The following is a 26,339-nucleotide window of genomic DNA, read 5'->3' on the forward strand; positions in this document are numbered from 1 at the left end:
ATGGACTTCGGATTCATTTTCTCCAGCGCCCTTGGCGAATTGTTCAGCCCGACGACGGCGGCGTACGCACTTGCCGCTTTGGGCCTCGCGGTGCACTTCGGCTACTCAGGCCTGCTGAACTTCGGCCAGGCCGGCTTCATGGCGGTTGGTGCCTACGGTTTCGCAATCTCGACCCTGAGCTTCGATGCCCCGTTCTTCCTTGCCTTGATCATTTCTGTTCTCTGCTCGGTGATCTTCGCCTTCATCCTCGGCATACCTACCCTGCGGCTTCGGGCCGATTACCTCGCAATCGTTACCATCGCAGCGGCAGAAATCGTCCGCTACGTGGTCACCACCAGCCAGCTCACCAGCGTTACCGGATCGGCCAACGGCCTGGCAGCGTTTGAGAACACCTTCTATGCCATGAACCCGTTCCCCGAGGGGTCCTACATGGGCATGAACAACCGCGACTTCTTTATCCGCGTCGTCGGCTGGGGACTGGTTATCGTTTGCTGTGTGTTGGTGTGGCTCCTCATGCGCAGCCCCTGGGGCCGCGTCCTGAAGGGCATCCGCGAGGACGAGAACGCTGTCCGCTCACTCGGCAAGAACGTTTACGCCTACAAGATGCAGGCGCTGGTCATTGGTGGCGTGCTGGGCGCGTTGGCGGGCATGATTTTCACGCTCCCCCGCGGCGCCGTCCAGCCGTCCAACTACGGCACTGAACTCACGTTCTTCCTGTGGACCTGCCTCCTGCTCGGCGGCATGGCCACGGTCCTGGGGCCCGTCATTGGAGCAATGATCTTCTGGGTGGTGCTTTCGCTGACCCAGAGCCTGCTCTACGGCCTCATCGAATCAGGGGCTGTCACGTGGCTGACCACCGTCCAGGCCGGACAGCTGCGCTACATCCTGGTGGGCGTTGCGCTGATGCTCCTGATGATCTTCCGCCCGCAAGGCGTCTTCGGCAATAAGAAGGAGCTTGCTTTCGCATGAGTGAGACGAACGAACGCAACACGGAAAATATCGACTACATGACCGATTCCCGGCCGATCGCCGTCGGGGAAAATACCCCCGGCTGCAAGAAGCGGGATCCCATTGTGGTGGCAGAGGACGTCACCCGTTCCTTTGGCGGCATCAACGCCGTGGACGTGGAATACCTCGAGATTCCACGCCACAAGATCACCGCCCTGATCGGCCCCAACGGAGCCGGCAAAACCACCCTGTTCAACCTGCTCACCGGATTCGACACTCCCAATACCGGCAAGTGGCAGTTTGAAGGCAACAGCCTGGCCGGCGTCTCCTCATACAAGGTGGCACGCATGGGCATGGTCCGCACGTTCCAGTTGACCAAGGTGATGGGCAAGTTGACCGTCATGGAAAACATGCGCCTTGGTGCTGCGAACCAGCCCGGCGAACGGCTTTCCAAAGCGCTTTTCAAAGGCATGTGGGGAGGCCGTGAAAAGGAAATCACAGCCCAAGCCCACGTGCTGCTGGAGAAGTTCAAGCTGGATACCAAGAAGGACGACTATGCAGCGTCCCTCTCCGGTGGTCAGCGGAAGCTCCTGGAAATGGCACGCTCCTTGATGGTGAAGCCCAAGCTGGTGATGCTCGATGAGCCGATGGCCGGTGTGAACCCCGCTTTGACACAGTCTCTGTTGGACCACATCAAGAACCTCAAGGCGGAGGGCATGACCGTGCTCTTCGTGGAGCACGACATGAACATGGTCCGCCACATTGCCGACTGGGTTGTGGTCATGGCCGAAGGCAAGGTTGTTGCCGAAGGCCCTCCGGGCGAAGTCATGAAGAACCCCGCAGTCATCGACGCCTACCTCGGTGCCCACCACGACGTGGACCTCGGTGACGCCGAAGGCATCAAGGTGCTCGAGGCAGAACTCGAAGCTGACGAGGAGTCGGTAGTGGGAACGGAAGACGCCGGCATCCTGTCCGAGATCGAAGAAACCAAGAAGGAGGACGGGAAATGAGCAGCACCAGCGCAATGCCCGCCTCGGCGGCCGCCCCGGCCGGTGATTCCGTCGTCAAGGTAACAAACCTCGTGGCCGGTTACATCCCCGGCGTCAACATCCTCAACGGCTGCAGCATCGAGGCCCGCAAGGGCGAGCTGATTGGCATCATCGGGCCCAACGGCGCCGGCAAGTCCACGCTCCTCAAAGCCATGTTCGGTCTGGTGAAGGTCCACTCCGGCACGGTAGTAGTGCGCGGCCAGGACCTCACCGGGTTGAAGGCCAACAAGCTGGTGACCCAGGGCGTGGGCTTCGTGCCGCAGACCAACAACGTCTTCGCCACGCTGACCATTGAAGAGAATCTACAAATGGGCATGTTCCAACGGCCCAAGGACTTCTCCGAACGATTCGACTTCGTCACCAGCCTCTTCCCGGAGCTGGGAAAGCGGCGTGCCCAGCGTGCAGGGTCCCTTTCCGGCGGTGAACGCCAGATGGTGGCCATGGGCAGGGCTCTTATGATGGACCCGGCTGTGCTGCTGCTCGACGAGCCGTCGGCAGGCCTCTCCCCCGTCAAACAGGACGAGACCTTCCTCCGTGTCCACGAGATCAACCGCGCCGGCGTCTCGGTGATCATGGTGGAACAGAACGCCCGCCGTTGCCTGCAGATCTGTGACCGCGGCTATGTCCTGGACCAGGGCAAGGATGCGTACACGGGTACGGGACGTGAGCTCATGAAGGACCCCAAGGTCATCCAGCTCTACCTGGGTACCCTGGCGGACGAAGTCTAGCTGCGACAACCCCGAAAGGCCTGGTTCCGGTGACGCACCGGAACCAGGCCTTCGGTGTTTTCAGATGCGTCCCTCAAACGTCGCGCTGCTGCTGTTCCCGGGCACCACCACATGCACCGCATTTCGTTCAACACTGAAGTCCGTGGGGGTGCTGGTGGTGATCTCGCCGTCGAGGTTCACCGGCAGTAGCGGATCAGTCACCAGCCTGACCTTCCGGCTGGTCAGGTGGCACACCCGCTCGTTGTCCACAAATTTGCCGTTCTTCAGTGAACGGGCGATCTTGACCTGTTCCCGCAGCGGCGCCGACCGGATCGCGTAAATGTCCAGGGTGTGATCGTCGATTCCCGCTGTTGGCGAGACCGCATTGCCGCCGCCGTAGTACCTTCCGTTGCCGACTGCCACCTGAAGCAGGTTGTCCAGCTCCATGGGCTCATGGTCCCCGTCCGGGAACTCGAGGCGGGCGTGGAAGGGCTTGTGCTTGGCATAGGAGCGCAGTGTGGCCACACCATACGCCAAGGGCCCGATGAGGCGCTTGAGGCGCGGACTGAGCGTCTCGGTTACTGCCACGGAGAGGCCGACTGAAGCCACATTGAGGAAGGGCTGCCCATTCGCCCGCCCGAGGTCGATGTCCACTACTTTTCCCTCCGCGAGGGCAGCGCAGGCGCTGCCCGGATCCCGGGGAATCTCCAGCGTCCTGGCAAGGTCATTGGCGGTGCCCAGCGGCAGCACACCCAGCACGACGTCGGTACCCGCCACGAGACCGGCAGCCGAGGCAACCGTTCCGTCGCCACCCCCAACCACCACGAGATCGTGCCCCTCGGTAACCGCTTGTTGCAGGGTTCGTCCCAGATCTTCGCCGCCATGCACCGTATAAACAGCAGAGACGGGGAGCCCCGCCTTTGCGAGAGACTCGGCCACAAGCTTCTGAGCCGCGGAACCTTTGCGTGATCCGGCATTGATGACCACGGCAATGGAGCGGGCGTCCCGGGTTAGCTTCATGAGGACATGGTAGGTCCACCGCCTGTGTAAGGGCTTTGTTGACCGGAACGGTTAACGCGCAGCGGGTCCCCTTCCTTGTGAGGAGGAGGACCCGCTGCTAAGTGCGGTCCAGTTGGCGTTCAGCTTAGAGCTTGCCGAACTCTTCGCGAACCGGCTTGTAGGTGTTGTCGTCCTGGTATTCGTAGATACCAATGTATGCCTCGGTGGGGTCACCGTCATTGGAGAACGTTACCGGACCGGACTGGCCGTCGTAGTCAACGTCCTTGCCCTCGCGGAGCAGGGTGACGCAGGACGGGAAGTCGGTGCACTTCTCGCCTCCTTCAGAGACTTCCTTGAGCTTGGCCGCGATTTCCGTACCCTTGGTGCTCTTTGCTGCCTCAGATGCCAGGGCGATCAGGTTCACGGCGTCGTAGGACTCGCCTGCGTAGCTGTAGTCCTTCAGGGCGGGATCGATCGCGAGGAGCTTCTGCTTGAAGGCGTCCTTGGCGAACGTACCGGGGATGGTCCCCTGCGCGCCCTTCATGGTGCCTGCCTGGAAGTCCTTGCTGTAATCCGAGGTGTTGCCGTCAACCATGAACAGCTGCGTGGGCTTGACGCCCTTGCCCGTCATGAGGGGCACGATGCTCTTGGCCTGGTCGAAGGTAATCAGTGCGATGGCATCGGGCTTGGCCGCGAGCACCTTGTCAACCTGGCTGCTGAACTGCGAATCACCTTCGTTGAAGAGCTCTTCAGCAACAACCTTGCCGCCGGCTGCCTCGAAGGCTTCCTTGACGTTCTTCTGCAGGCCGGTTCCGTAAGCGTCGTTGAGAACGATCATGCCAACAGTCTGGGCGCCACAGGTGGCCATGTAGTTGCCGAGGACCTTGCCCTGGAGGACGTCGGACGGTGCCGTTCGCCAGTAGAGGCCCTTGTCGTCCCATGTGGTGAAGTCAGGTGAGGTGTTCGCCGGGGAGAAGTGGATGACGCCGGCGCCCGTGATCTGGTTGATGACCGTCTTGGAAACGCCGGACGAGGCCGCACCGATAACCGCACTCACACCCTGGCCCAGCAGGGCTGTGGTGGACTGCGTGGCGATGTCCGTCTTGGTATCGCCGGAGTCGCGGTGGGTCACTTCAACGGGGGCACCCAAAACGCCGCCGGCGTCGTTGACTTCCTTGACGCCGAGGTTGACACCGGCAATTTCAGGCGGGCCGAGGAACGCCAGCGACCCCGTTGTCGGCAGGAGCGATCCAAGCTTAAGCGGCGTAGCCGTGGTGGTGGTCGAGGGAGGTACAGGTCCCGCTTTGGTGGCAGCCTGGCTGTTGCCGGCTCCCGCCCCTCCGCTCGGAGCCGGGCAGGCGATACCGGCCGGGGCGGCGGATTGAGACCCAGTCTGGGTAGGTGTCGAAGACCCACCACAAGCTGTGGCCAAGAGAGCGACCCCAATGCCAAGCGCTGTTAGCTTGGCGGCTCGGGGCGCCGCTGGGGAAAGATCAAACATTCGTTGTCTCCTCGATCGAAAGGTGCGAACTGCCTTTGATGCGATTTACTCAGGTGTTCCTGATTAAGACTCAAACTAGTGCAATTGCCCCGCGAACATAAGTGATTCAGGTCACATCCCTATAACACTCGTTGCCTGTGGGGAATCTACGAGGTTGCTGGGAAAAGCCGCTGAAGAGGAGAACCGTGCACGGGAAGGGAGAAAGAGCTCTCACCTTGCGTTTGTGCCCCAGGTGGGACTCGAACCCACAACACGCGGATTTTAAGTCCGCTGCCTCTGCCAATTGGGCTACTGGGGCGCCCGGACCATGGTATCCCAGCTAGAGCCTGTTAAATGGCGCGGCGTAGCGAAAGGTGCCCCGGACGTCGTCGGGCCACCCCGGTAGGGCAAGAAGCTGGAAGTGTTCGCCCCACACGGGCTCAGGCGGTTCAACACCCAACGAAGTGGCCGGCACATAGCCGAAGCGCCGGTAACAATGTGGGCTGCCGAGCAAGGCTATCCCGGGTTCCCCGAGGGCAGTGGCACGGGCCGCCGTTTCGCGCATCAGGGCCGAACCCACCCCGCGTCGCTGGAACGGTGGGAGTACGCCTACGGGACCCAGGCCCAGCAGTTCGAACTCCCCCACCCAGCCTCTCGTGCTGATGGCGTGACCCACAATTTCCCCGCCCATCTCCGCAACGATGCTCAGCTCCGGAACATACTCGCTGCACTCAAAAAGCTCCCGCAGGAGGTCCACCTCAATGGGTATGCCTTCAACGGGTTCACCGGTCGCCGGCGAGACAGAAAACGCGCGGGCTGTCAGTTCGAGGATCTCAGTGCGGTCCTCGGGGCGCTCGGTGCGCAGGACCACACCGCGTGCCAAAAGCCGGAGCAAGTCCATGGCCCGGGCAGCATCTGCCGACGGCACCAGGAGGTGGTCGTGATGGAAGCCGGCAAGGACGTTGCAGCTGATCCCGGCGTGCGTCAACGCGGCACTTACTGCAGCCGTGAGCCCCACGGCTTCAAGGGCCGAATGGACCTGGAGCGTGATCCACGCAGCGACGAAGTCGTAGCTCAGGCCCAAGGAATCAGCTTCGTCCCTGGGCAGGACAACGGTAAGGCCCTCGGCCTCTCGAACAGCCGCCTCGATGCCACCCGAAAGCGGTCTGCCGTGCGGCCACAAGGCGTAGACGTAGTCGCCATCGCGCACAACGGGGTGAAGGGATTCCAGCAACGTCTTGAGGTCGGTTTCACCGGACATGAGGACAGTCTAGGGGCAGCGGCGGAAACGCTGCTGGTTAAACGCCGACGGCGGCCACTCCCCGAAAAGGGGGTGGCCGCCGTCGTGCGTGGACTACTTGGCGTTAGCCGTAACCGGGGTCTTGACTTCCTCGGCAACCGGCTTGGCTTCCACCGGCGCCGGAGCGGCAGCAGGCTTGGGAGCCGGGGTTGCAGCGGCCACGAAGGCGCCACGCGGGTTGTCCAGGTCCATCAGGGGCGTGGTGTCGCGGCCGGCGAAGAAGGCCAGGATCCAGCCGAAGATCACGCGGAACTTACGCTCCACGGTGGGCATCGCCATGCCGTGGTAACCACGGTGGGCCAGCCAGGCGAGACCGCCCTTGAGGCCGATGCGGCCGAGCAGGTTGATGTTGGCAACACCCTTCCACTCGCCGAAGCCGGCTACAGCACCGAGGTTCTTGTGCTTGTAGTCGTGCAGCGGCTTGTCCCAGCGCGAAGCCCAGAGGTTCTTGGCGAGCTTCTTGGCCTGGCGGAGAGCGTGCTGGGCGTTGGGGACGCAGGTGCCGTCCGGCAGGCCCTTGCCCGTGAGGTCAGGAACAGCGGCGATGTCGCCGGCGGCCCAGGCGTTCTCAACGATGCCTTCGTCACCTGCGATGCGGAGGTCCGGGAGGACGCGGACGCGGCCACGGGGTTCCAGCGGGAAGTCGGTGGAGCGGATCATCGGGTTGGCCTGCACACCGGCAGCCCACACCAGGGTGTCTGCTTCAACTTCGCCGGCGGGGGTCTTGTCCGGGAGATTGATGAGCTTGAGGTTGCCCTCGGCGCTGTCAAGGGAAGTGTTCAGGAGTACTTCGATGCCGCGGCTGCGGAGGTGCTCCACAACCCACTCGGCCTGCGAGGCGGTGACCTCGGGCATGATGCGGCCCATGGCTTCGACCAGGATGAAGCGGACTTCTTCCTGACGGATGCGCGGGTTGTTGCGTACCGCGGCGCGGGCGAGGTCTTCCATTTCGGTGAGGCATTCGATGCCGGCGAAGCCGCCGCCGACCACAACGAAGGTCAGTGCCTTGGCGCGCTCTGCAGGGTCCGTCATGGTGGAAGCGGCTTCGATGCGCTCCAGCACCTTGTTGCGCAATGCAACGGCTTCCTCGATGGTCTTCAGGCCGATGCCCTTGTCCGCGAGGCCCTTGATGGGGAACGTGCGGGTGATGGCGCCTGCCGCGATCACGACGTCGAAGTATGGGATCTCGAAGTTCTCCCCGCCATCGGACGGGGCGATAACCGCGGTCCGGTTGGCGTGGTCGATGCTGGTGACGCGGCCCTGGATGAGCTCAGTCTGCTTGAGGTGCTGACGGTGGGAGACGACGGCGTGGCGTGCCTCGATGTTGCCACCGGCTACTTCCGGGAGGAAGGGCTGGTAGGTCATGTACGGCAGTGGATCAACGACGGTGACGATTCCGCCTGCGTTCGCGATCTTCTTCTGCAGTTTGAGTGCTACGTACAGGCCGACGTAGCCGCCGCCGACGACGAGAACCCGGGGACGGTCAATGAGCTCTGGGGTGGTTGCCATGGGTCCAGAGTACAGTACTTTGTGAAAATCTTCACTAACTACTTCCGGGCGGGCGGATCCACCTTCAAGAGGGCGCCTGTTTCGGGCTCTTCGGCCACCGCTGGCGGGTTCTTCACGACCCTTCGCAGCTGGATCGCAGCACCTGTTACGAGGGCTGCGAACAACGCACCAAAACCAAGTACGACGGCGGCAGGAAGGGCGTCGTCCACCGTGGCCGGCGTCTTCGCAACAGGGACGGTCGGATCAGCGAGGGTGGGCGCGGCACTGGTGGGACTAGCCACGGGCGCCTGTGAGGGCTCGCTGAAGACACCGCGGCGGTGGACGCGGATCCAGTCGGCAATCGAACCGAGCGGGTTGGTGCTGGTGACCGGCACGTCATTCTTCAAAGCGGCTTCAGCGTTCAGGATGCCGTAGCCGTAAAGAGGGTCCTTGCCGGGGGCGCCAGCGTCCTTGGCCGTGCTGACAATTCTGTTGATGACCTGGGTGGCGCTCATTTCCGGCCATTTGGAACGGATGAGTGCTGCCACACCTGAAACAATGGGTGCCGCTCCGGACGTTCCTGCCCACTCGGCATAGGAACCTCCGGGAATGCCACCCACCAGCTTCTCCGCAGGGGCTGCCACTCCGATGCTGATGCCTTGGGAAGATGAGTCGACGCTGGCGCGCCCCTCGCCGTCCAAGCCGGCTACGGTCAGGACGCCCGGAATGGTTGCCGGTGCTCCAACCTGCACGTTGCCACCCACCCGGTTTCCCGCGGCTGCAACGATCACCACATCTTTTTGCTCAGCGTACAAAAACGCTGCGTCCCAGCTTTGCGGCCAGTCAGGCGAGGTACTGCCCAAGGAAATGTTGATGACCTTGGCGCCGTTGTCCACCGCCCAACGCACTGCTTCAGGTATCTGTTCCTGGTCGGTCTTGCCGCCCGGGTTGGGCGAACCGAGCCAGGTTGAGATGGCCAGGATCTCCGCTTCAGGCGCAACTCCAGTGATCCCGTCCGGTCCCCCGGCAGGCGGAGTGGTTGGGGGCGGTGGCGGTGGGGCCGGTGATGCTGATGCTGACGCCGACGGCGAGGGTGGCGGGGTGGGCGTGATGTGGCCACGCCCGGCCAGCATCGTTGCCACCAAGGTGCCGTGCTCAGTCTTTGCACCGATACTCTTTTGTCCGTTCGGAGCCCCCGCTCCGGAGACATCCGTCCCACCGACAACAACGCCCTTGAGGTCAGGGTGGCTTCCGTCAATACCGCTATCAATAATCGCCACCTTGACTCCGGCGCCCTTGGACACCTGCCAGGCATTGGTAACACCCGACTCCTTGAGCCAATACTCCTTGTCCCGCCACACATCCGCGTTGGCTGCAGGAGCCGACAACAGCGCACCAGCAAGCGCGCCGCCCGCCAAGGTGGTGGCAAGCGCAGCGGAGAGGGTGCGTCGGTGTCCCAACGTCATTGGTCGTCCCGGATACTCAGGGCTATGCCGTCCAGGATGTCGTGTTCGCTGGCGACAGCCTCAAGAATGGTCCCGTTGCTGACCGCTGCCAGCCTGGTCAGAATGCGGCGCCACACCAAGGCTCCCGCCCCGATGACGTCCGCCCTTCCCGGATGCATGTACGGAAGGGCAGCCCGTTCGTCGCGGGTCATTTCCAACAGGCTGGTGCACGCGTCAGCGATGGTTCCGAGGCCCAACGACGCACCATGGATGCGGTCCGGCTGGTACTCGGTCAAGCCCAGCGCGTGCGCGGTGATGGTGGTGATGGAACCGGCCACGCCAACCACGGCCGTGGCACGGTCAAGCGGCACGGTCCCGGCAGCAAGATCCAGTGCGGCATCGACGTCGGCCTCTGCTGCGGCGATTTGCGCAGCCGTTGGCGGATCGCTGCGAAGGTGACGTTCGGTGAGACGGACACAGCCAATGTCCACCGAGCGTGCCGCGATAACGCCGCCGGAATCGCCCAGGACGAATTCGGTGCTGCCACCGCCAAGGTCCACCACAAGGATGGAATCCTCCCCTGTGGCGGGCAGGACGCTGCTGGCTCCTGCGAAGGACAACGCAGCTTCCTCATCACCGGAAATGACCTCGGGCTGCACACCCAGGAGGTCCCGGATGCCGTCTACGAAGACCTGGCGGTTAGTGGCATCACGAGTTGCGGATGTTGCGGCGAAACGAACTCGCACGGCGTCGTGTTCCTTGATAAGCGCGGCATAATCCCGGGTTGCAGCAAACGTCCGCTCCAACGCCTCCGGAGCCAACTCACCCGTGGCATCAACGCCCTGGCCCAGCCGTACCACGCGCATCTCACGCACGACGTCGGTCAGCGGGCCCGCTGCATCCCCACCAGACGCATCGTTCCCTGAGACATCGGCGATCAGGAGGCGGATGGAGTTGGTACCGCAGTCAATGGCAGCCACGCGGCTCATGCGGTGCCTTCCTGCTCATCTTCGGATTCGAACTTCGACTTCCGAACCGGCGCGGGACGCCCCACAATGTCCGGCAGTCCCTGCGGACCATGGCGGCTCAAGTCGCGCGAAGGAGCCTCGCCGGTGGTGTCCCAGGCGCCGTCGCAATAGCAGCGGTCCTTGGCCCACCACTCGGTGATGGCACCCAGTGCCTCGTCCCCCAGCGGATTCACGCCCGGACCGGCAGCCAACGAATGACCAACCAAAACATGCAGGCACTTCACGCGGGTGGGCATACCACCCGCAGAAATACCGTCGATCTCGGGCACAGCTCCCGTGCCGGAGCGGTCAGCGATCTGGTTACGGGCCTGGAGGTAGGCGTCGTGGGCGCCATGGTAGGCAGCGGCCAGGTCCTGGTCGGCGACCAGACGATCGTTCATCTCATTCATGAGCCCGCCCGCTTCAAGCCGCGACACCGCTGAGGTAATAACAGGATGTGTCAGGTAGAACGTGGTGGGAAACGGTGTTCCGTTGCTGAGCCTGGGAGCTGTAGCTGCCACCAAGGGGTTGCCGCAGACACACCTTGCCGGGATCTCGACAACATCCCGGACCGGCCTGCCCAACTGGCGGCTCAGGACCTCAAGATCATGTGCTGATGGCTGGCGGGATTCCTGCGGCACGGCTGCCGTGTTCTCTTCCACTTGCGCTGCCAACCTTCCTGCCCCTTTTGTCACGTCCCATGCGGACACGACGGCGGCGGGCACCGCATCTAGTCAGTTGCAGATCGTCTGATTGTCTCCCAGAGAGCATCCACCCAGGGCAGATTTTCCGGGTTGGCCGACGATCCGGAGCCGGTGCGGCCACCCGGTGTGCCGGCGGCTTCTTCTCCCCCAAACACCCAGTAACCTGTTTCACCCGGCATAACCATGTTAATGCGGTCGCGGGCCTGCTGTTTCACGTAGTTGGGGTCCTGCCACCGGGAGAGCTGCTTGTTCAGCTCGCTTTGCTCCGCTTTCCTACCAGCAATTTCCGCTTCCAACGCGGAAATTTCGGCACGTTTCTCCAAGAAGATCTTCACGGTGGGGGCCAGCAGGATGGTGATGGCAATCATGACCACAGCCAGTGCAAGCATCCGGCCTGAGAACGCCTTAGCCGGTACTGGATCCAGCAATCGGTCATCCTTCGACGCCGGGCTTGGTTTATCCGAGCCCTTGCCGGTTGCCTTCGTTGACGTCCCGGGCGGTTTGCTTCCGGTGGTCGCCTTGGCGCCCGTGGGCGCTTTGCTGCTGGATGTTTTGCTGCTCTCAGGCTTCGCGCCAATAACCGGCGTCTTCGAGGTGCCCCGAGCGCCGCCGAACTCAGCCTTGATGACGTCGGCGCCCGCAGAAGCTGCGTGTTCGGAATCCTTCGCGGCGGGACCCTTCACGGCGGTGCCGTTTGCGTTGGACGCACCGTTAGCACTGGACGGACGGGCACTACTGGACGGACGGCCAAGGGCGTCGGCCCTGGGTACTTTTGGACGACGGGTGGCCATGACACTCCTGTAATGCCCGGTGCTTGCCTGGCGGGTTGCTGCGCTTGCTCTTGCTGACCTGGCCGGTGTCATCAGAACCGGAGTTAAACAGAACCGGCGGCCATGGTCTTTCAACCATAGCCACCGGTTAAGTGTTTTCGCTGAAGGCTAGCCCTTGAAACGCGGGAACGCGCTGCGGCCGGCGTAGCGTGCGGCGTCGTCGAGTTCTTCTTCGATGCGCAGCAGCTGGTTGTACTTGGCAACACGCTCGGAGCGGGCCGGGGCACCGGTCTTGATCTGGCCCGCGTTGGTGGCAACGGCGATGTCAGCAATGGTGGTGTCCTCGGTTTCGCCGGAGCGGTGCGAGGTGATGGTGGTGTAGCCCGAGCGCTGTGCCAGGGAAACGGCGTCGAGCGTCTCGGTCAGGGAACCGATCTGGTTGACCTTGACCAGCAGGGAGTTGGCCGTGGCCGTCTCGATGCCCTGCTGCAGGCGGACCGGGTTGGTGACGAAGAGGTCGTCGCCAACAAGCTGGACCTTGTCACCGATGGTGTCGGTGAGGGTCTTCCAGCCTTCCCAGTCGTTCTCGTCCAGCGGGTCCTCAATGGAAACCAGCGGGTAGTCGGCAACGAGCTCAGCGTAGTAGGCGCTCATCTCAGTGGCAGAAAGTGCTTTGCCTTCGAACTGGTACGCCCCTTCCTTGTAGAACTCGGAAGATGCAACGTCCAGGGCGAGGGCGATGTCCGTGCCCGGGGTGTAGCCGGCGTTCTTGATGGCTTCCTGGATCAGGTCCAGTGCAGCGCGGTTGGACGGCAGGTTCGGGGCGAAGCCACCCTCGTCGCCGAGGCCGGTGGAGAGGCCCTTTTCCTGGAGGACAGCCTTGAGGTTGTGGTAAACCTCAACGCCCCAGCGCAGGCCTTCGGAGAAGGTCTCGGCACCGATGGGCGCGATCATGAATTCCTGGATGTCCACATCGGAGTCGGCGTGCGAGCCGCCGTTGAGTATGTTCATCAGGGGAACGGGCAGGACGTGGGCGTTCGGGCCGCCCAGGTACTTGTACAGCGGCAGGTCAGCAGAAGCTGCGGCTGCGTTGGCGACAGCCAGGGAAACACCCAGGATGGCGTTGGCGCCGAGCTTGCCCTTGTTGGGCGTACCGTCCAGGTCGATCATGGCCTGGTCGATGCTGCGCTGGTCAGTGGCGTCGAAACCAATCAGGGCCGGGGAGATCTCGTCGATGACGGCGTCAACGGCCTTTTGGACACCCTTGCCGAGGTAACGGCCCTTATCGCCGTCGCGAAGCTCAACGGCCTCGTGCTCACCGGTGGAGGCACCGGAGGGAACTGCTGCGCGGCCGATCTGGCCGTCGGAGAGCAGGACCTCAACTTCTACGGTCGGGTTTCCGCGGGAATCAAGGATCTCGCGTGCGTGGATGGCATCGATAAGCGCCATGGATGTGCTCCTTATGGGCGAATTACAGGAATGTGGAGGGAAATTCTCAACGTCCTCGTCGCTACTAGCGTAGTCGAGAGTGGCTTACGTTACGGCACGGCTTCCAACGGCTCACGTCATGAAGGCTGCGCCTGGTTGTTCTGAAAGGATCGAACTGCGGCACGGAGGGCCCGTTCGGCGTCGAGTCCTTGCTCCCGCGCACCGGCGACCACGGCGAGCAGCAGCTCCCCCAACGCCTCTTCCGAGGCCGGGATGACAGGAAGTCCGACGGCGGCCAAGGCACCTTGCGCGTCAACGTCCAAGCCTGAGCGTGCTGCCCGGTCAAGGGACTTCTGCGCCGCTGCCAACGCCGGAAGATGGGGCGGAATGCCCTCGAAAGGGTCTTTCCGTTCCGGCTTCTCCGCGCGTTTGGCGGCATCCCACTTGACAATGATCTCCTCGACGCTGGCCGGGAAACTCTCCTGCAGGGAACCGTCGGCTTTGAAGACGTGCTGGTTTCGCCGGACCATCTTGGCATTGATGCCCCGGGCCACGGCAGCAAAATCAAAGCTGCCGCGCTCCTCGGCGAGCCGGGCATGAAGCACTACTTGAAGCAGCACATCGCCCAGCTCGCCGCGGAGCTCGTTGTCCCGTTGCGCGGAGTCACCCGCTTCGATCGAGTCCACCACTTCATAGGCTTCCTCGATCAGGTACTCCACCAGCGACTCGTGCGTCAGCGCACCCATCCAAGGGCAGTGCTCACGCAAGGCAGCGATCGTCCCCAGCAGCTCCCCGACCTCGCAAGCTCGACCGGGTACCCCTGCTGCTGTGGGCCCATCCAGCAGTTCCAGCAGCTCGCAAGCTCGACCGGGTACCCCTGCTGCTGTGGGCCCATCCAGCAGCTCGGGGACCTCGTTGGAATCGCTAGCCGAGGTTGGCGTAGGCATCGTTGATGTACTCAACCAAGGCTTCGCGCTCGTCCAGGGGCAGGAAGGCTGCCTCCGCGGCGTTGAGTGTGAGCTCCAGCAGATCATCGAGGTCGTAGTCGAAGGTCTCCACCAGGAGTTCGAACTCGTCCGTCAGGGTCACTCCGCTCATGAGGCGGTTGTCCGTGTTGATGGTGACATTGAAGCCGAGCTGGAAGAGCATGTCCACCGGGTGGCTTTCGATGCCATCGCCGAAGCCGGAGATGGCGCCGGTCTGGAGGTTGGAGGACGGGCAAATCTCCAACGCAATTCCACGGTCGCGGACCCAGGCGGCCACGCTGCCGATGGTCACCATCCCGATGGTGTCCTCGCCGTCGTCGTCGGAGTTGTCCTCGAACTCCACCGAAATGTCCTCGGCGATCCGCACACCGTGGCCAAGACGCAAGGCGCGGCCGTCCACCAAAGCGGACTGGATGCTCTCCAGGCCGGCGGCTTCGCCGGCGTGGACCGTTGCCGGGAAGTTGTTCTCGGCAAGGTAGGTGAAGGCATCCTTGAAGCGGGAGGGCAGGAAGCCGTCCTCAGCGCCGGCAATGTCGAAGCCGACGGCGCCGTTGGCGCGGTGGCGGACAGCGAGTTCCGCGATTTCCTGACCGCGATCAGCGTGGCGCATGGCGGTGATGAGCTGGCCCACCTGGATCTGCTGGCCGCGCTCTTCCGCGGAATCCATACCGGCTTCGAGGCCCGTCTGGACTGCTTCCACAACCTCGTCCAGGGTCAGCCCCTGCCGCAGGTGCTGTTCAGGTGCCCAACGGACTTCGCCGTACACGACGCCGTCCTCGGCGAGGTCTTCCACGAATTCCTTGGCGACCCGGAACAGGCCTTCCTTGGTCTGCATGACGGCAACGGTGTGGTCGAACGTTTCGAGGTAGCGGACCAGCGAACCGGAGTCGGCGGATTCGCGGAACCATTCGCCCAGCGCCACGGGATCGGTGGAGGGAAGGGTGTGGCCGGCGGCCTCGGCCAGCTCGATGATGGTGGCCGGCCGGAGTCCTCCGTCCAGGTGGTCGTGGAGGGAAACCTTGGGCAGGCTCTTCAGATCGAAGTCAAGGGCAGGGGCAGCGTCAAGAATGGGCTCAGTCACGTACTAACTGTAGGGGGACCGCAGTAGCTTAGCCAGCAGGGTTGGAGAGGTCGGCGCCGGCAACAGCTTTTTGCGACGGCTCGGGCGACTCCGCTGCGGGTGCTGCACTACTCGCGGCCGCTTCACGGGCCAGGTCCTTCTTCTCAAGGTACTTGTGCCACCAACGGAGGGCGTGGTCCACCGCGATGCCGAGAACCACGGCGAATGCCACTGCAATTCCGACACCCAGGAGCGGGTTGTTGTGCACCCACTGACCGGCGAGCAAGCCAATGCCGATGGAGTAGGCCACCCAGGTGATGCAGGCGAAGGCGTCCAGCCAGAAGAAGGTGCGGTGCCGGAATCCGGTCTGCCCGGCCACATAGTTCACTGCTACGCGACCCCACGGAATGTAACGGGCGGTGAAAATAAGCACCGCACCGCGCTTGTCCAGCTCGTACTGCGCCCACGCGAACATTTTCTGGACCTTGGGACGCCGCATCCACTTCCAGCGGGTGAGGCCGATCTTACGGCCCAACATGTAAGCCATGTTGTCCCCGGCCATTGCACCCACCAGGGCAGTGGCTCCCAAGATCCAAAGGTTGGGTTCTCCGCTGTGAAGGGACAGCGCCGAGAGGCCCACAATGGCAGTTTCGCTGGGAAGGATAGTGGCGAATCCGTCAATGAAAAAGAAGACCAGAAGTACCGGGTATATCCAGGGCTGCCCGGCTGCATGCTCGAGCATTTGATTCAAAAACTCCACGCGGGGGTAGCTCCTAGACGAATTTGACTTGACGGTGTGACGGAAGTCGCTCTAGTGTCCCACGGCCAGGGCGTCGTTCGCTACGCCCCAGCCTTGGGATCACGCGTTTAACGCTATCGGTTTGAGAATGCCGGCGTCGTCAACCGCCGGGCTGATCTTCCAAGACCAAAGGCGTCATACCGTGGGTGGAGTCGGGGCGTCTTCCTCGGGAATGTTTTTACCGTCCAGGGGCACTGATCCCCGGACTTTGCTGATGACGCGATCGATGATAATTCCAAGGATCACAGCTACGACGATCGCAATGACGGCACCGAGGAGGTGGTTGTCCTCGAACCAGACACCAAAGAAGTACCCAAGGATCACCGAATACGTTGCCCACAAGATGGCCGACATGGCCGTGAGCGCTACGAATTTACGGTGGTTGAAGTGCGTGGCACCGGCCGTCAGGTTGACGGCCACCCTGCCAATGGGGATGAACCGGGCCACCATGATGAGCGAGGCTGAGCGACGTCGGAGTTCCTTGCCCGCCCAACGAAAGGCGCCCTGCATCCGCTGGGTGCGCATCCATCGCCACCGTTGGATGCCGATGCGGTGTCCAATGATGTAGGCGATGTTATCCCCGGAGAACGCGCCGATGGCTGCCATCAAGCCCAGCAGCCATACGTTGGGTGAGCCGCTGCTGCCGGAAACGGCGCTCAGGCCCACCACTACGGATTCGCTGGGGATGGGCGGGAAGAAGCCATCAATCACGCAACAAGCCAGCACCAGGACCAACACCCATGGCTGCTCGGCCGCGGCGAGGATGAAATCGTTGATGCCCTGCACGGTTTCCTTACGATAGCCGGCTCCCCCACAGGCGCCGGATGGCTGGTGTCCCGGCTGTTCCTGGAAACAGCCCGGGACACTTAAGCCTAGGCGATGCGGTCGATGATGAGCTGATGCGCCGGGCGCGAACCCTCGGGTGCAATCACCACGGCATTTTGGAGCGCTTCCTTGGCCCGTTCGAACTTCTCCGGGGTATCCGTCAGAAGTGTCATCAGGGGCTCTCCCGCCCGAACCAGGGCGCCGGGCTTGGCGTGCAGCCGTACTCCGGCTCCGGCTTGGACCTGGTCTTCCTTGCGGGCACGGCCAGCACCCAGGCGCCAGGCAGCAACACCCACGGACAGCGCGTCCAATTCCACCAGGACGCCGTCCGCCGGAGCGTAGACAACCTCGGATTCCCTGGCCACGGGCAGCGCGGCCCGGGGATCTCCACCTTGGGCTTCGATCATCCGGTTCCAAACGTCCATGGCGCGCCCGTCCTTCAAGGCAGCTGCGGGATCGGCGTCGTGGATGCCGGCGCCGGCCAGCATCTCCTCGGCCAGACGGACGGTCAGCTCGACGACGTCTTCCGGACCGCCGCCTGCAAGGACCTCCACTGATTCCTCCACCTCGATGGCGTTACCTGCGGTCAATCCAAGCGGGGTGGACATGTCGGTGATCAGCGCGACGGTGTGTACGCCTGCATCCTTGCCGAGGGCCACCATGGTCTCTGCAAGCTCCCGGGCCCGGGCTTCGTCCTTCATGAAGGCACCGGAACCCACCTTGACGTCCAGCACCAAAGAGCCTGTTCCCTCGGCGATCTTCTTGCTCATGATCGAGGAGGCAATCAGCGGGATGGCTTCCACCGTTCCAGTGACGTCACGCAAGGCGTACAGCTTCTTGTCCGCAGGAGCGAGCCCTGAACCTGCAGCACAGATGACTGCGCCGACGTCCTGGAGCTGGGCCATGATTTCGTCGTTGCCCAGGTTGGCCCGCCACCCGGGGATGGCCTCCAGCTTGTCCAGCGTCCCGCCGGTGTGGCCAAGTCCGCGGCCCGAAAGCTGAGGAACCGCGACGCCGAACACGGCCACCAGCGGCGCCAACGGCAGGGTGATCTTGTCCCCCACCCCACCGGTGGAGTGCTTGTCGCTGGTAGGCTTCCGGCCGCCGTCGGGCCTTGTCAGGGACGAGAAGTCCATCCGCTCGCCCGAGGCGATCATGGCCGATGTCCAGCGCGAAATCTCGGCGCGGTCCATGCCGTTGAGCAGGATGGCCATGTTCAGTGCGGCCATCTGTTCCTCGGCGATCACGCCGCGGGTGTAGGCGTCAATGGTCCAGTCGATCTGCTCGGGAGTGAGCGTGCCCTTGTCCCGCTTGATGGAAATGATCTGGACGGCGTCGAACGCTTCAGTGCTGGTCACGTGGTTTCCTCCAGATGTTCGGGACCAAAGGCGTCAGGCAGCACCTGGTCCATGGATTTGATTCCCTGAGTTGTCATGAGCTGCATTCCCGGAGCCCTGAATTCGTAGAGCAACTGGCGGCAACGCCCGCACGGCATGAGGATGTTGCCTTGGCCGTCCACGCAGTAGAACGCAGCGATCCTGCCGCCGCCTGACATGTGGAGCTGCCCAACAAGTGCACATTCCGCGCAAAGGGTCAGCCCGTAGCTGGCATTCTCTACGTTGCATCCGCTGATGATCCGGCCGTCCCCGGTGAGGGCCGCAGCGCCCACCGGGAACTTGGAATATGGCGCGTAGGCCCGTTGCATTGCCTGCTTTGCCGCATCCTCCAAGGCCTGCCAGTCGATATCTTCCGCTGGCATCGTCAACCCTTCACGTACGGTATGCCGCTTGCGGCCGGTGGTCGCGACTTACCCACCAGACCGGCGACGGCGAAAATGGTCACCAGGTACGGCAGCATGGCCATGAACTGGCTCGGTACCGGGGTACCGATGATGCCCAGGATGGACTGCAGGTTGTAGGCGAAGCCGAACAGCAGTGAGGCCAGGAACGCGCCGATCGGGTTCCACCGCCCAAAGATCAGGGCAGCAAGGGCGATAAAGCCGCGGCCACCGGAGATGTCCTTGGTGAAGGAGTCGATGGTCACCAGTGTGAAGACGGCACCCCCGATGCCCGCGATGGCACCACCCAAGGTGACGTTCCAGAAACGGGTTGCGTTGACGTTGATACCCAACGTGTCGGCAGCCTGCGGGTGTTCGCCGACTGCCCGGACTCGGAGGCCCCAGCGGGTCTTGAACAAGCCGAACCACACCACGGCCACCGCAATATACATGAGGTAGCCCGCGATGGACTGCTCGAACAGGATGGGCCCGATGATGGGGATGTCCGAAAGGAGCGGGATCGGCAGGATGTCCAGCCGGCCTGGAGTGTTGAACTGCTCCTTGTTGGGTACCATCAGCGTGCCGTACAGGAACCCGGTAAGGCCGGAGACCAGCACATTCAGGACCACACCGACGATGATCTGGTTCACCAGGTACTTGATGCTGAACACGGCGAGGACCATGGACACAGCAGCACCGGCAGCGGCGGCTGCAATCAGGCCGATGTAAGGGCTGCCCGTCATGGTGGCCACCAAGGCCGCAGTGAATGCTCCGCCCAGGAGCTGACCCTCAATGGCGATGTTCACCACGCCCACCCGCTCACAGAGCACGCCCGAGAGCGAGCCGAAGACCAATGGCACTGCCAGCGTTACCGAACCGGCAACGAGGCCGGCCAGCGAGATGGAGGGCTGGCGGGCGCCTGCCACGATCCAAACAAGCAAGGCGAACACGAACACCACTGCAAACGCGATGGGCAGCCACTTGGGTGACCGCTCGCCTTGCGTCCAGAGATAGATCGAGTAGGCGGCCATCGCGAGCAGCAGGATGCCGAGGACAATGCCGCCCACTTGGCCGGGAATCATCAAGGCCGGAACGGCAACGGCGTCGCCGGCATCACTGATTTTCATCTCGGCGGTCTGGTCCGGGCCAAGGAAGCCGAAGAAGACCAGAGCTATAAGTGCCAGGATCCCGAGCGAGAGCGGTACTTTCATGGAAGGCCGGAACGCCGGCAGGGCCGTTGATCCCGGCTTCGGAGCGGTGGTTGTCGCGCTCACTTGGCACCTCCGGAGGCGTTGGCAAGGGCAGCTTTCGGGGCCGCCTTCGGTGTCTTGTCTTTGTTCTTCTTCTTTGGCTCAAGCCGGAAGATCGACCGGATGAGGGGCGGTGCTGCAATGAACAGGACGATCAGGGACTGCACCACCAGCACAATGTCGATGGGCGTTCCCGTCTGGATCTGCATCTGCACGGCACCTGCACGGAACGCGCCAAACAACAGGCCCGCGAAGAACGTCCCCCACGGAGTACTGCGTCCCAAGAGGGCAACCGTGATGGAGTCGAAGCCGATCTGGGCCGCCACGCCACCCGTGAGGACCTTCTCAGTACCTGCCACTTGGGCCACGCCGCCAAAGGCCGCCAGGGCTCCGGCCAGGGCCATCACCAGGATGGTAGCGCGGGGTACCTTGACCCCTGCAGTCCGGGCGGCGATGGGGTTGGCGCCGACTGCCCGGAATTCGAAGCCGATGGTGGATCTGTTCAGCATCCACCACACGCCATAGGTCAGGGCGATTGCCACCAGGAATCCCAGGTGGAGCCGGGATCCCGGAATGAGCACCGGATAAGTCGCCGATTCGTCCAAGCGGGGAGAGATGGGGCTGTTGTCCCCGGGCCGGCGGAAGGCCGCGGTGTTCAGCAGGAAGTCCAGCAGGAACAGCGCAACATAGTTCAGCATGATGGTCACAATGACCTCGTGCGCACCGGTCCTGGCTTTGAGGACACCAACGATTCCACCCCATACGGCGCCACCAAGGACGCCCATGATGATGACCACCAGCAGGTGCAGGCCGAACGGCAGGTGCCAGGTGAAACCAACATATGCTGCCAGCGTGGCACTGATGATGATCTGCCCCTGCGCACCAATGTTGAAAAGGCCGGCGCGGAATGCCAGGGCGACACCCAAGCCGGCACAGATCAGCGGGGTTGCCACGGTCATGGTTTCCAGCAAGGGCTTGAAGCCCTCACGGGGATTGAACACAGCGCCCTGGAAGAGTGCAACGTAGCTCTCGGTCATGGCTGTCCACAACGCACTCAGGAAGTCCGTGGGGCGTGCGAACAAGTAACCTGCGGTTTTGGTCACCTGGGTGTCCGTGCTGGCAATCAGCAAGCCGCCGAGGAACAGCGCCACAATGACCGCCAGGACGGAGACAAAGCCGCTGCCCATCACGATCCGGCGCATGAGGCTGCCTTGCTTGTGTCCCGGGTCCCCGCTTTGGGAGGAAACAGGCACTATGGATGGTTCCAGTGTCCCTCCGGCGGTGTCCAAGGCGACGTCTGCCGCCCGGACTTCGGAGGTGGATTCCTCGGGTGTTTGGTCCTTGCCTGACTCGTCTTTAGTTGTCATCGGAGCCTCCTTCAGGGCCGACTCCGGCCATCATCAAGCCAAGGGTGTCGCGGGGTGTTCCAGCAGGGACAATGCCCACGAGCTTGCCTTTGTAAAGCACGGCAATCCGGTCGGCTAGCTCAATGACCTCATCAAGTTCAGTGGAAACGATCATGACCGGCGTTCCGACGTCGCGCTCGGCAACGATGCGCTTGTGCAGGAACTCGATGGAACCGACATCCACGCCGCGTGTGGGCTGACTCGCGATAAACAACCGCAAGGGCCGGGACAGTTCCCTGGCCATGACCACTTTCTGCTGGTTGCCACCGGACAGCGTTCCGGCCGCAGACGCCGCCGACGGCGTACGGATATCGAATTCCTCGATCTTGGCCTTCGCGTGCTCCACAACCTTGCCGGGCTTCATGCTGATGCCGCTGGCGAACGGTGCTTGGTCGTAAAGGTCAAGGACCAGGTTCTCTGCCACCGAGAACGGACCAACCAGTCCATCCACGGTTCGGTCTTCCGGGACAAAGCCGACCCCTGACCGCAGGACGTCCTTGACCGGGAGGCCCAGCAGTTGCTTGCCGTCCAGGGTCACGGAACCGGTCACGTGTTCCTGCACGCCAAGGATGGCTTCGGTCAGTTCCGTTTGGCCGTTGCCTTGGACACCGGCGACGGCGAGGATCTCACCCTGCGCGATGTCGAAGCTGATTCCGTCCACTACGTTGGTGCCGTTGGCCGCGCGGACCGTCAGGTTTTCCACCACAAACGTGGTTTCCTTGGGCTGCGCGGGAGCTTTGTTCAGGCTCAGGCTAACCGGGCGTCCCACCATCATGGAGGCCAGTTCCGTGGCTGACGCAGTGGGAGGCGCATCGCCCACCACCTTGCCGCGGCGGATGACGGTAATGACGTCCGAGACAGCCTTCACTTCGCGCAGCTTGTGCGAGATGAAGACGATGGACGTTCCGCCGGATCTGAGCTGCCTCATGATGTCCAGGAGTTCATCGGTTTCCTGAGGCGTCAACACGGCCGTGGGCTCGTCCAAAATGAGGACTTTTGCCTCACGCACCAGCGCCTTAATGATCTCAACCCGCTGCTGGACGCCCACGGGGAGGTCCTCCACCAGGGCGTCGGGATCGACGTCGAAGCCGTATTGATCGGAAATCTCCCGGATTTTCTTCCGGGTTTCGTCGATGCTCAGCACACCGCCAAACGTGGTCGGTTCCGCGCCGAGGGCAACGTTTTCCGCCACTGTAAAGACGGGGACCAGCATGAAGTGCTGGTGCACCATGCCGATGCCGGCCGCCATGGCGTCACCGGGTCCGCGGAAATTGACCGGTTGGTCATCCACCAGGATCTGGCCGGCTGTGGGCTCGTATAACCCGTACAGCACGTTCATGAGGGTTGATTTGCCGGCACCATTTTCGCCGAGGAGGCAATGGATCTGGCCGGATTCGACCACGAGGTCGATGTCTTGGTTGGCGTAGAAGGTCCCGAAGGCTTTCGAGATCCCCTTCAATTCGAGTTTCACAACTCCCACCGTTCTGTGAGTCCGAGGGACGGCTGTACTGCTCCAAAGCCACTGGCTTTGAGGCCCAGCGTAGTCAGGGCAAAAACGCGCCGCCAGTACCGGTGCTCGGTACTGGCGGCGCGTCCAGGAATTGTTTTACTTCTTGGGGCTCGCTGCCGACTCGACAACCAGCTTGCCTGAGACGATGTCAGCCTTCAGGGCATCGAGCTCGGACTTGGTTTCAGCGGTGACAGCGGAGTCGAGATCGTGGAACGGAGCGATGGCCACACCATCGTTCTCCAACGTGCCGACGTAGGCTTCGTTGTTGAACTTGCCTTCCGTGTCGTCCTTCACCACGGCTTCAACGGCTTCGCCCATCTGCTTGACCACAGAGGTCAGCATCAGGTCCTTGTACTCGGGCGCGGTGAGGTAGCCATCGGAGTCAACCCAGATGAGCTTGACGTCCTTGCCGGCTGCTTTGGCTTCCTTCAGCGCAGCGCCGGCACCCTTACCGACCGGTCCGGCTACGGGCATGATGATGTCCGCGCCCTGGTCCAGCAGGTTGATGGTGACCTGCTTGCCCGTGTCCTGCTTCTCGAAGTCGCCCGTGAACGAACCGTCCTGCGTGTTCTTGTCCCAGCCAACAACCTGGACTGTCTTGCCCTTGGCCTTGTTGTAGGCCTGTACGCCGTCGTAGAAGCCGTCCATGAAGATGGTGACCGTGGGGATCTTGATGCCGCCGAAGGTGCCCACCTTGCCGGTCTTGGATGTTGCGGCAGCTGCGTAGCCTGCCAGGTATGCCGCCTGTGCCGTGTCATAGACAATCGGCTTGACGTTGGCGATCGGAGTCTCGTACGTGTAGTCGACGATCGCGAAGTGCCTGTCGGCGTTCTTTTCTGCGGCGGCCTTAGTGGCATCGCCCAAGAGGAAGCCAACGGTGACAGTGAGGTTACAGCCAGCGGAGATCATGCCGTTGAGGTTGGTTTCGAAGTCGCTGTTGGCCTTGGATTCGGCCGACTTTACCGTGATGCCCAAATCAGACTCCGCCTTCTTGAGGCCTTCGAACGAAGACTGGTTGAAGGACTGGTCATCGAATCCGCCGGAGTCCGACACGATGCAGCCAGTAAAGTCACTCTTGGTCGCCGCGCCGGATCCGGCGTCGGGAGCTTGGCCGCAGCTGGTCAGCAGGAGCGCTGCCGCACCTAGGGTGGCAACACCGGCCATTGAACCGCGCTTCAGGGTGGCACGCAGTGGTTTCTTCAATTTTCCTCCAGGAAGAAAGTGATTGGCGCTACGACGGATGGTCAATGAGTGTCCGTTTCCTATACCTGAGGCAGAAATTCTGTTTTCACTGATGCTCGCAGCTGCGCCGAAGCGCATTGATGAAACCAACACTAGTGGCCTGCAACACACCCAGCTACCACAAATGATCACTCCAGGTCAGATTGTTGACCTTTTGTTACCAAGCAGTAGCCGGGTGTGCAAGTCACACGCGATTCGCCTGTGGGCTAGAGGCGAACCAACATCTTTCCAGTGTTCGCGCCGTCCAACAGATCAATGAATGCCTGCGGTGCGTTCTCCAGTCCATCCACGATTGTTTCGTCGTAACTGACGGACCCATCGGCCAGCCATCCGGCCATCTTCTGCGCGAATTCGGCGGCATGCTGTCGCTGCCCGCCCACCAGGAATCCGCGCAGGGTGAGCTGCTTCCCGATAGCAACCGCCAGGTTCCCCGGGGCCACCGAGGGCTCCGTGGAGTTGTACTGGGCAATAGCGCCGCACATCGCTACGCGCCCGCCAACCGTAAGCGTCGCCAGGGCTGCTTCGAGGTGCTCACCGCCGACGTTATCGAAGTAGACATCAATGCCGCGCTCCCCCACTGCTTCCTTCAGTTGATCCAGCACAGGAGCATCGTTGTAGTTGAAGGCAGCATCGAAGCCGAGCTCCACCAAACGGGCAACCTTCTCCGGCGATCCGGCACTGCCGATGACCTTGGACGCGCCCATGGCCTTGGCGATCTGACCAACCATGGAGCCGACCGCACCTGCCGCTCCGGACACGAAAACCACGTCGCCCTCTTTGAACTCGGCAACTTTCAGCAAACCGGCGTAGGCAGTCAGGCCGGTCATTCCCAAGGCACCAAGAAACGCTGATGTTGGTGCAAGGCCACTGGGGACCGGCGTAGTCGCCGCGGCGTCCACCACCGAGTGCTCCCGCCAGCCAAGTTGATGCACGACGACGTCACCCACCTTGTGCGCGTCCGAACGGGACGCGATCACCTCACCTACCGCACCGCCGTCGAGCGCTGCATCCAGGCGGAACGGCGCCGAGTACGACTTGACGTCATTCATGCGGCCGCGCATGTAGGGATCAACGGACATGAACTGGTTCTTCACCAGGAGCTGGCCCTCCGCGAGTTCAGGCAGCGCAGCGTGTGCCAGCCGGAAGTTTTCAGGGGCCGGGCGTCCTACAGGGCGTGATGCAAGCTGGATTTCGCGGGTTTCCACCGGCGTGCTGGTAGCGGCGCTCATGCTGCGAACTCCACAAGCTTGAGGTCCACGGCCATATTGCCGCGCGTTGCATTGGAATAGGGGCAGATTTGGTGCGCCTTGGCCATCAACTGCTCCGCGGTGCCGCGGTCCAGTGCGGGCAATGCGATTTCGAGCTCGGCGGCCAGCCCATATCCTTCACTGTCCGCCAGTGCACCGAAGTGGATCTTGGCGGCAACTGCTGAATCGCTGAGGTCCACGCGCTCCTTGCGGCCTACCAGGCGCAGGGCAGAGTGGAAGCACGCGGCATAGCCTGCAGCGAACAACTGCTCCGGGTTGGTTCCTTCGCCATTGCCTCCCAGTTCCACGGGGCTGGCGAGGGCGACGTCAAGTTTGCCGTCGTTGGTGCGGGCGTTGCCGTCGCGGCCTTCGCCGGATGCCAACGCCTCAGCGGTGTAAAGAGTCTTCATGGTGTTTCCGTTCTCTATGGGAATGGATGTCCGGGATTTTCCGGAGGTCTGTCAGAGTGAGCTGTTCAGTGCTGCCGTGAGCTTGCCGAGAGTGGCGTGGAGCTGATCGATCTCGTCGGGCGAGAGGCCTGCGGCGTCAGCGAGGCGCTTCGGTACAGCCTGGGCCCGGGCACTCAAGGCGGTGCCGGCGTCGGTCAGTAAGACATCCACCCGGCGTTCATCCTCGGCCGAGCGGTGGCGTTCCACCAGCCCCATGGCCTCCAGCCGCTTGAGCAGGGGCGACAAGGTGCCGGAGTCGAGGCCCAGTTCAGCACCGAGTTCGCGGACACTGCGCGGCTCCTGCTCCCAGAGGACCAGCATCACCAAGTACTGCGGGTACGTCAGGCCGAGGTCCTCCAGCACGGGGCGGTAGACCGCCGTCGCTGCCTTGGACGCCGAGTACAGCGAGAAGCAGACCTGATGGCGGAGGCGGGGTGCATCACTCATGGACTAAATGATAGTG

Annotated in this window: 25 protein-coding genes and 1 tRNA gene; 3 read left to right on the top strand and 23 right to left on the bottom strand. The window is 62.7% G+C overall.

All coding sequences use genetic code 11. The annotated features are described in order from the left end of the window. From ACLRGI_RS11310 to ACLRGI_RS11320, 3 genes are read left to right on the top strand one after another with little or no spacing between them, the layout of a single operon-like run. Positions 1-969, top strand: coding sequence for a branched-chain amino acid ABC transporter permease (locus ACLRGI_RS11310; protein WP_419201744.1), 969 nt, complete (start codon positions 1-3; stop codon positions 967-969). After that, positions 966-1,958, top strand: coding sequence for an ABC transporter ATP-binding protein (locus tag ACLRGI_RS11315; RefSeq protein ID WP_419201745.1), 993 nt, complete (start codon positions 966-968; stop codon positions 1,956-1,958). Before ACLRGI_RS11310 ends, ACLRGI_RS11315 begins: the two co-directional genes overlap by 4 nt. Beyond that, entirely contained in the window at positions 1,955-2,725 is a 771-nt protein-coding gene (locus ACLRGI_RS11320) for an ABC transporter ATP-binding protein (protein WP_144647612.1), read from the top strand. The genes ACLRGI_RS11315 and ACLRGI_RS11320 overlap by 4 nt, the downstream gene beginning before the upstream one ends. 60 nt (positions 2,726-2,785) lie before the next feature. Here the strand turns inward: ACLRGI_RS11320 and ACLRGI_RS11325 are convergent, their stop codons facing one another. From ACLRGI_RS11325 to ACLRGI_RS11435, 23 genes are all read right to left on the bottom strand, one after another. Further along, positions 2,786-3,724: a lipid kinase gene (locus ACLRGI_RS11325; protein WP_419201746.1), complete on the bottom strand. Its 939-nt coding sequence runs from the start codon at positions 3,722-3,724 to the stop codon at positions 2,786-2,788. Positions 3,725-3,848: 124 nt separating this feature from the next. After that, positions 3,849-5,204, bottom strand: a complete 1,356-nt coding sequence (locus tag ACLRGI_RS11330; RefSeq protein WP_419201747.1) for an ABC transporter substrate-binding protein — start codon at positions 5,202-5,204, stop codon at positions 3,849-3,851. A 224-nt stretch (positions 5,205-5,428) separates the two neighbouring features. Continuing rightward, positions 5,429-5,502: transfer RNA gene (locus ACLRGI_RS11335), tRNA-Leu, on the bottom strand. Positions 5,503-5,523: 21 nt separating this feature from the next. After that, on the bottom strand, positions 5,524-6,444 hold the full coding sequence (locus tag ACLRGI_RS11340) for an N-acetyltransferase (RefSeq protein WP_419201748.1): 921 nt from the start codon (positions 6,442-6,444) through the stop codon (positions 5,524-5,526). Positions 6,445-6,537: 93 nt separating this feature from the next. Next, complete coding sequence (locus ACLRGI_RS11345) at positions 6,538-7,992, bottom strand: NAD(P)/FAD-dependent oxidoreductase (protein ID WP_419201749.1); 1,455 nt, start codon at positions 7,990-7,992, stop codon at positions 6,538-6,540. Between the two features lie 38 nt (positions 7,993-8,030). Then, positions 8,031-9,437, bottom strand: a complete 1,407-nt coding sequence (locus tag ACLRGI_RS11350) for a S8 family serine peptidase (RefSeq protein ID WP_419201750.1) — start codon at positions 9,435-9,437, stop codon at positions 8,031-8,033. Then, a complete protein-coding gene (locus ACLRGI_RS11355; RefSeq protein WP_419201751.1) occupies positions 9,434-10,405 on the bottom strand; it encodes a Ppx/GppA phosphatase family protein in 972 nt (323 codons plus the stop codon). Before ACLRGI_RS11355 ends, ACLRGI_RS11350 begins: the two co-directional genes overlap by 4 nt. Next, positions 10,402-11,085: a DUF501 domain-containing protein gene (locus ACLRGI_RS11360; RefSeq protein ID WP_419201752.1), complete on the bottom strand. Its 684-nt coding sequence runs from the start codon at positions 11,083-11,085 to the stop codon at positions 10,402-10,404. The genes ACLRGI_RS11355 and ACLRGI_RS11360 overlap by 4 nt, the downstream gene beginning before the upstream one ends. A gap of 68 nt (positions 11,086-11,153) precedes the next feature. After that, positions 11,154-11,918 carry an FtsB family cell division protein gene (locus ACLRGI_RS11365; protein WP_419201753.1) on the bottom strand — a complete coding sequence of 255 codons (765 nt, stop codon included), beginning with the start codon at positions 11,916-11,918 and terminating at the stop codon, positions 11,154-11,156. Positions 11,919-12,065: 147 nt separating this feature from the next. After that, positions 12,066-13,346, bottom strand: coding sequence for a phosphopyruvate hydratase (gene eno / locus ACLRGI_RS11370; protein WP_011773994.1), 1,281 nt, complete (start codon positions 13,344-13,346; stop codon positions 12,066-12,068). A 116-nt stretch (positions 13,347-13,462) separates the two neighbouring features. Next, the gene (locus tag ACLRGI_RS11375; RefSeq protein ID WP_419201789.1) at positions 13,463-14,071 is read right to left on the bottom strand and encodes a MazG nucleotide pyrophosphohydrolase domain-containing protein; all 609 of its coding nucleotides are present in this window, start codon (positions 14,069-14,071) and stop codon (positions 13,463-13,465) included. 178 nt (positions 14,072-14,249) lie between these two features. Next, positions 14,250-15,392, bottom strand: coding sequence for an adenosine deaminase (locus ACLRGI_RS11380; RefSeq protein ID WP_419201754.1), 1,143 nt, complete (start codon positions 15,390-15,392; stop codon positions 14,250-14,252). A 28-nt stretch (positions 15,393-15,420) separates the two neighbouring features. Beyond that, on the bottom strand, positions 15,421-16,113 hold the full coding sequence (locus ACLRGI_RS11385) for a DedA family protein (protein ID WP_419201790.1): 693 nt from the start codon (positions 16,111-16,113) through the stop codon (positions 15,421-15,423). A gap of 192 nt (positions 16,114-16,305) precedes the next feature. After that, positions 16,306-16,956 (bottom strand): DedA family protein, encoded by a 651-nt coding sequence (locus ACLRGI_RS11390; protein ID WP_419201755.1) that lies wholly within the window; start codon positions 16,954-16,956, stop codon positions 16,306-16,308. 86 nt (positions 16,957-17,042) lie between these two features. Then, the gene (locus ACLRGI_RS11395; RefSeq protein WP_419201756.1) at positions 17,043-18,353 is read right to left on the bottom strand and encodes a thymidine phosphorylase; all 1,311 of its coding nucleotides are present in this window, start codon (positions 18,351-18,353) and stop codon (positions 17,043-17,045) included. Continuing rightward, a complete protein-coding gene (locus ACLRGI_RS11400; RefSeq protein WP_419201757.1) occupies positions 18,350-18,754 on the bottom strand; it encodes a cytidine deaminase in 405 nt (134 codons plus the stop codon). The genes ACLRGI_RS11395 and ACLRGI_RS11400 overlap by 4 nt, the downstream gene beginning before the upstream one ends. A gap of 2 nt (positions 18,755-18,756) precedes the next feature. Then, entirely contained in the window at positions 18,757-20,046 is a 1,290-nt protein-coding gene (locus ACLRGI_RS11405) for an ABC transporter permease (protein ID WP_419201758.1), read from the bottom strand. Next, a complete protein-coding gene (locus tag ACLRGI_RS11410) occupies positions 20,043-21,389 on the bottom strand; it encodes an ABC transporter permease (RefSeq protein WP_419201759.1) in 1,347 nt (448 codons plus the stop codon). The genes ACLRGI_RS11405 and ACLRGI_RS11410 overlap by 4 nt, the downstream gene beginning before the upstream one ends. Next, entirely contained in the window at positions 21,379-22,899 is a 1,521-nt protein-coding gene (locus tag ACLRGI_RS11415) for an ABC transporter ATP-binding protein (protein ID WP_419201760.1), read from the bottom strand. The genes ACLRGI_RS11410 and ACLRGI_RS11415 overlap by 11 nt, the downstream gene beginning before the upstream one ends. Positions 22,900-23,034: 135 nt before the next feature. Next, a complete protein-coding gene (locus ACLRGI_RS11420) occupies positions 23,035-24,141 on the bottom strand; it encodes a BMP family lipoprotein (RefSeq protein ID WP_419201761.1) in 1,107 nt (368 codons plus the stop codon). A 245-nt stretch (positions 24,142-24,386) separates the two neighbouring features. Continuing rightward, positions 24,387-25,409, bottom strand: coding sequence for an NADP-dependent oxidoreductase (locus ACLRGI_RS11425; RefSeq protein WP_419201762.1), 1,023 nt, complete (start codon positions 25,407-25,409; stop codon positions 24,387-24,389). Beyond that, a complete protein-coding gene (locus ACLRGI_RS11430) occupies positions 25,406-25,837 on the bottom strand; it encodes an organic hydroperoxide resistance protein (protein WP_419201763.1) in 432 nt (143 codons plus the stop codon). The genes ACLRGI_RS11425 and ACLRGI_RS11430 overlap by 4 nt, the downstream gene beginning before the upstream one ends. 51 nt (positions 25,838-25,888) lie before the next feature. Then, positions 25,889-26,323, bottom strand: a complete 435-nt coding sequence (locus tag ACLRGI_RS11435; RefSeq protein WP_419201764.1) for a MarR family winged helix-turn-helix transcriptional regulator — start codon at positions 26,321-26,323, stop codon at positions 25,889-25,891. Positions 26,324-26,339 lie beyond the last annotated feature (16 nt).

The organism is Paenarthrobacter sp. PPS72, from assembly GCF_048537125.1.
Taxonomy (GTDB): Bacteria; Actinomycetota; Actinomycetes; order Actinomycetales; family Micrococcaceae; genus Arthrobacter; species Arthrobacter nitroguajacolicus_E.

Coding starts and splice junctions, on each gene's coding strand:
- ACLRGI_RS11310 (WP_419201744.1), top strand. CDS start 1: ATGGACTTCGGATTCATTTTCTCCAGCGCCCTTGGCGAATTGTTCAGC.
- ACLRGI_RS11315 (WP_419201745.1), top strand. CDS start 966: ATGAGTGAGACGAACGAACGCAACACGGAAAATATCGACTACATGACC.
- ACLRGI_RS11320 (WP_144647612.1), top strand. CDS start 1,955: ATGAGCAGCACCAGCGCAATGCCCGCCTCGGCGGCCGCCCCGGCCGGT.
- ACLRGI_RS11325 (WP_419201746.1), bottom strand. CDS start 3,724: ATGAAGCTAACCCGGGACGCCCGCTCCATTGCCGTGGTCATCAATGCC.
- ACLRGI_RS11330 (WP_419201747.1), bottom strand. CDS start 5,204: ATGTTTGATCTTTCCCCAGCGGCGCCCCGAGCCGCCAAGCTAACAGCG.
- ACLRGI_RS11340 (WP_419201748.1), bottom strand. CDS start 6,444: ATGTCCGGTGAAACCGACCTCAAGACGTTGCTGGAATCCCTTCACCCC.
- ACLRGI_RS11345 (WP_419201749.1), bottom strand. CDS start 7,992: ATGGCAACCACCCCAGAGCTCATTGACCGTCCCCGGGTTCTCGTCGTC.
- ACLRGI_RS11350 (WP_419201750.1), bottom strand. CDS start 9,437: ATGACGTTGGGACACCGACGCACCCTCTCCGCTGCGCTTGCCACCACC.
- ACLRGI_RS11355 (WP_419201751.1), bottom strand. CDS start 10,405: ATGAGCCGCGTGGCTGCCATTGACTGCGGTACCAACTCCATCCGCCTC.
- ACLRGI_RS11365 (WP_419201753.1), bottom strand. CDS start 11,918: ATGGCCACCCGTCGTCCAAAAGTACCCAGGGCCGACGCCCTTGGCCGT.
- eno (WP_011773994.1), bottom strand. CDS start 13,346: ATGGCGCTTATCGATGCCATCCACGCACGCGAGATCCTTGATTCCCGC.
- ACLRGI_RS11375 (WP_419201789.1), bottom strand. CDS start 14,071: ATGGGTGCGCTGACGCACGAGTCGCTGGTGGAGTACCTGATCGAGGAA.
- ACLRGI_RS11385 (WP_419201790.1), bottom strand. CDS start 16,113: ATGCTCGAGCATGCAGCCGGGCAGCCCTGGATATACCCGGTACTTCTG.
- ACLRGI_RS11400 (WP_419201757.1), bottom strand. CDS start 18,754: ATGCCAGCGGAAGATATCGACTGGCAGGCCTTGGAGGATGCGGCAAAG.
- ACLRGI_RS11410 (WP_419201759.1), bottom strand. CDS start 21,389: ATGACAACTAAAGACGAGTCAGGCAAGGACCAAACACCCGAGGAATCC.
- ACLRGI_RS11425 (WP_419201762.1), bottom strand. CDS start 25,409: ATGAGCGCCGCTACCAGCACGCCGGTGGAAACCCGCGAAATCCAGCTT.
- ACLRGI_RS11430 (WP_419201763.1), bottom strand. CDS start 25,837: ATGAAGACTCTTTACACCGCTGAGGCGTTGGCATCCGGCGAAGGCCGC.
- ACLRGI_RS11435 (WP_419201764.1), bottom strand. CDS start 26,323: ATGAGTGATGCACCCCGCCTCCGCCATCAGGTCTGCTTCTCGCTGTAC.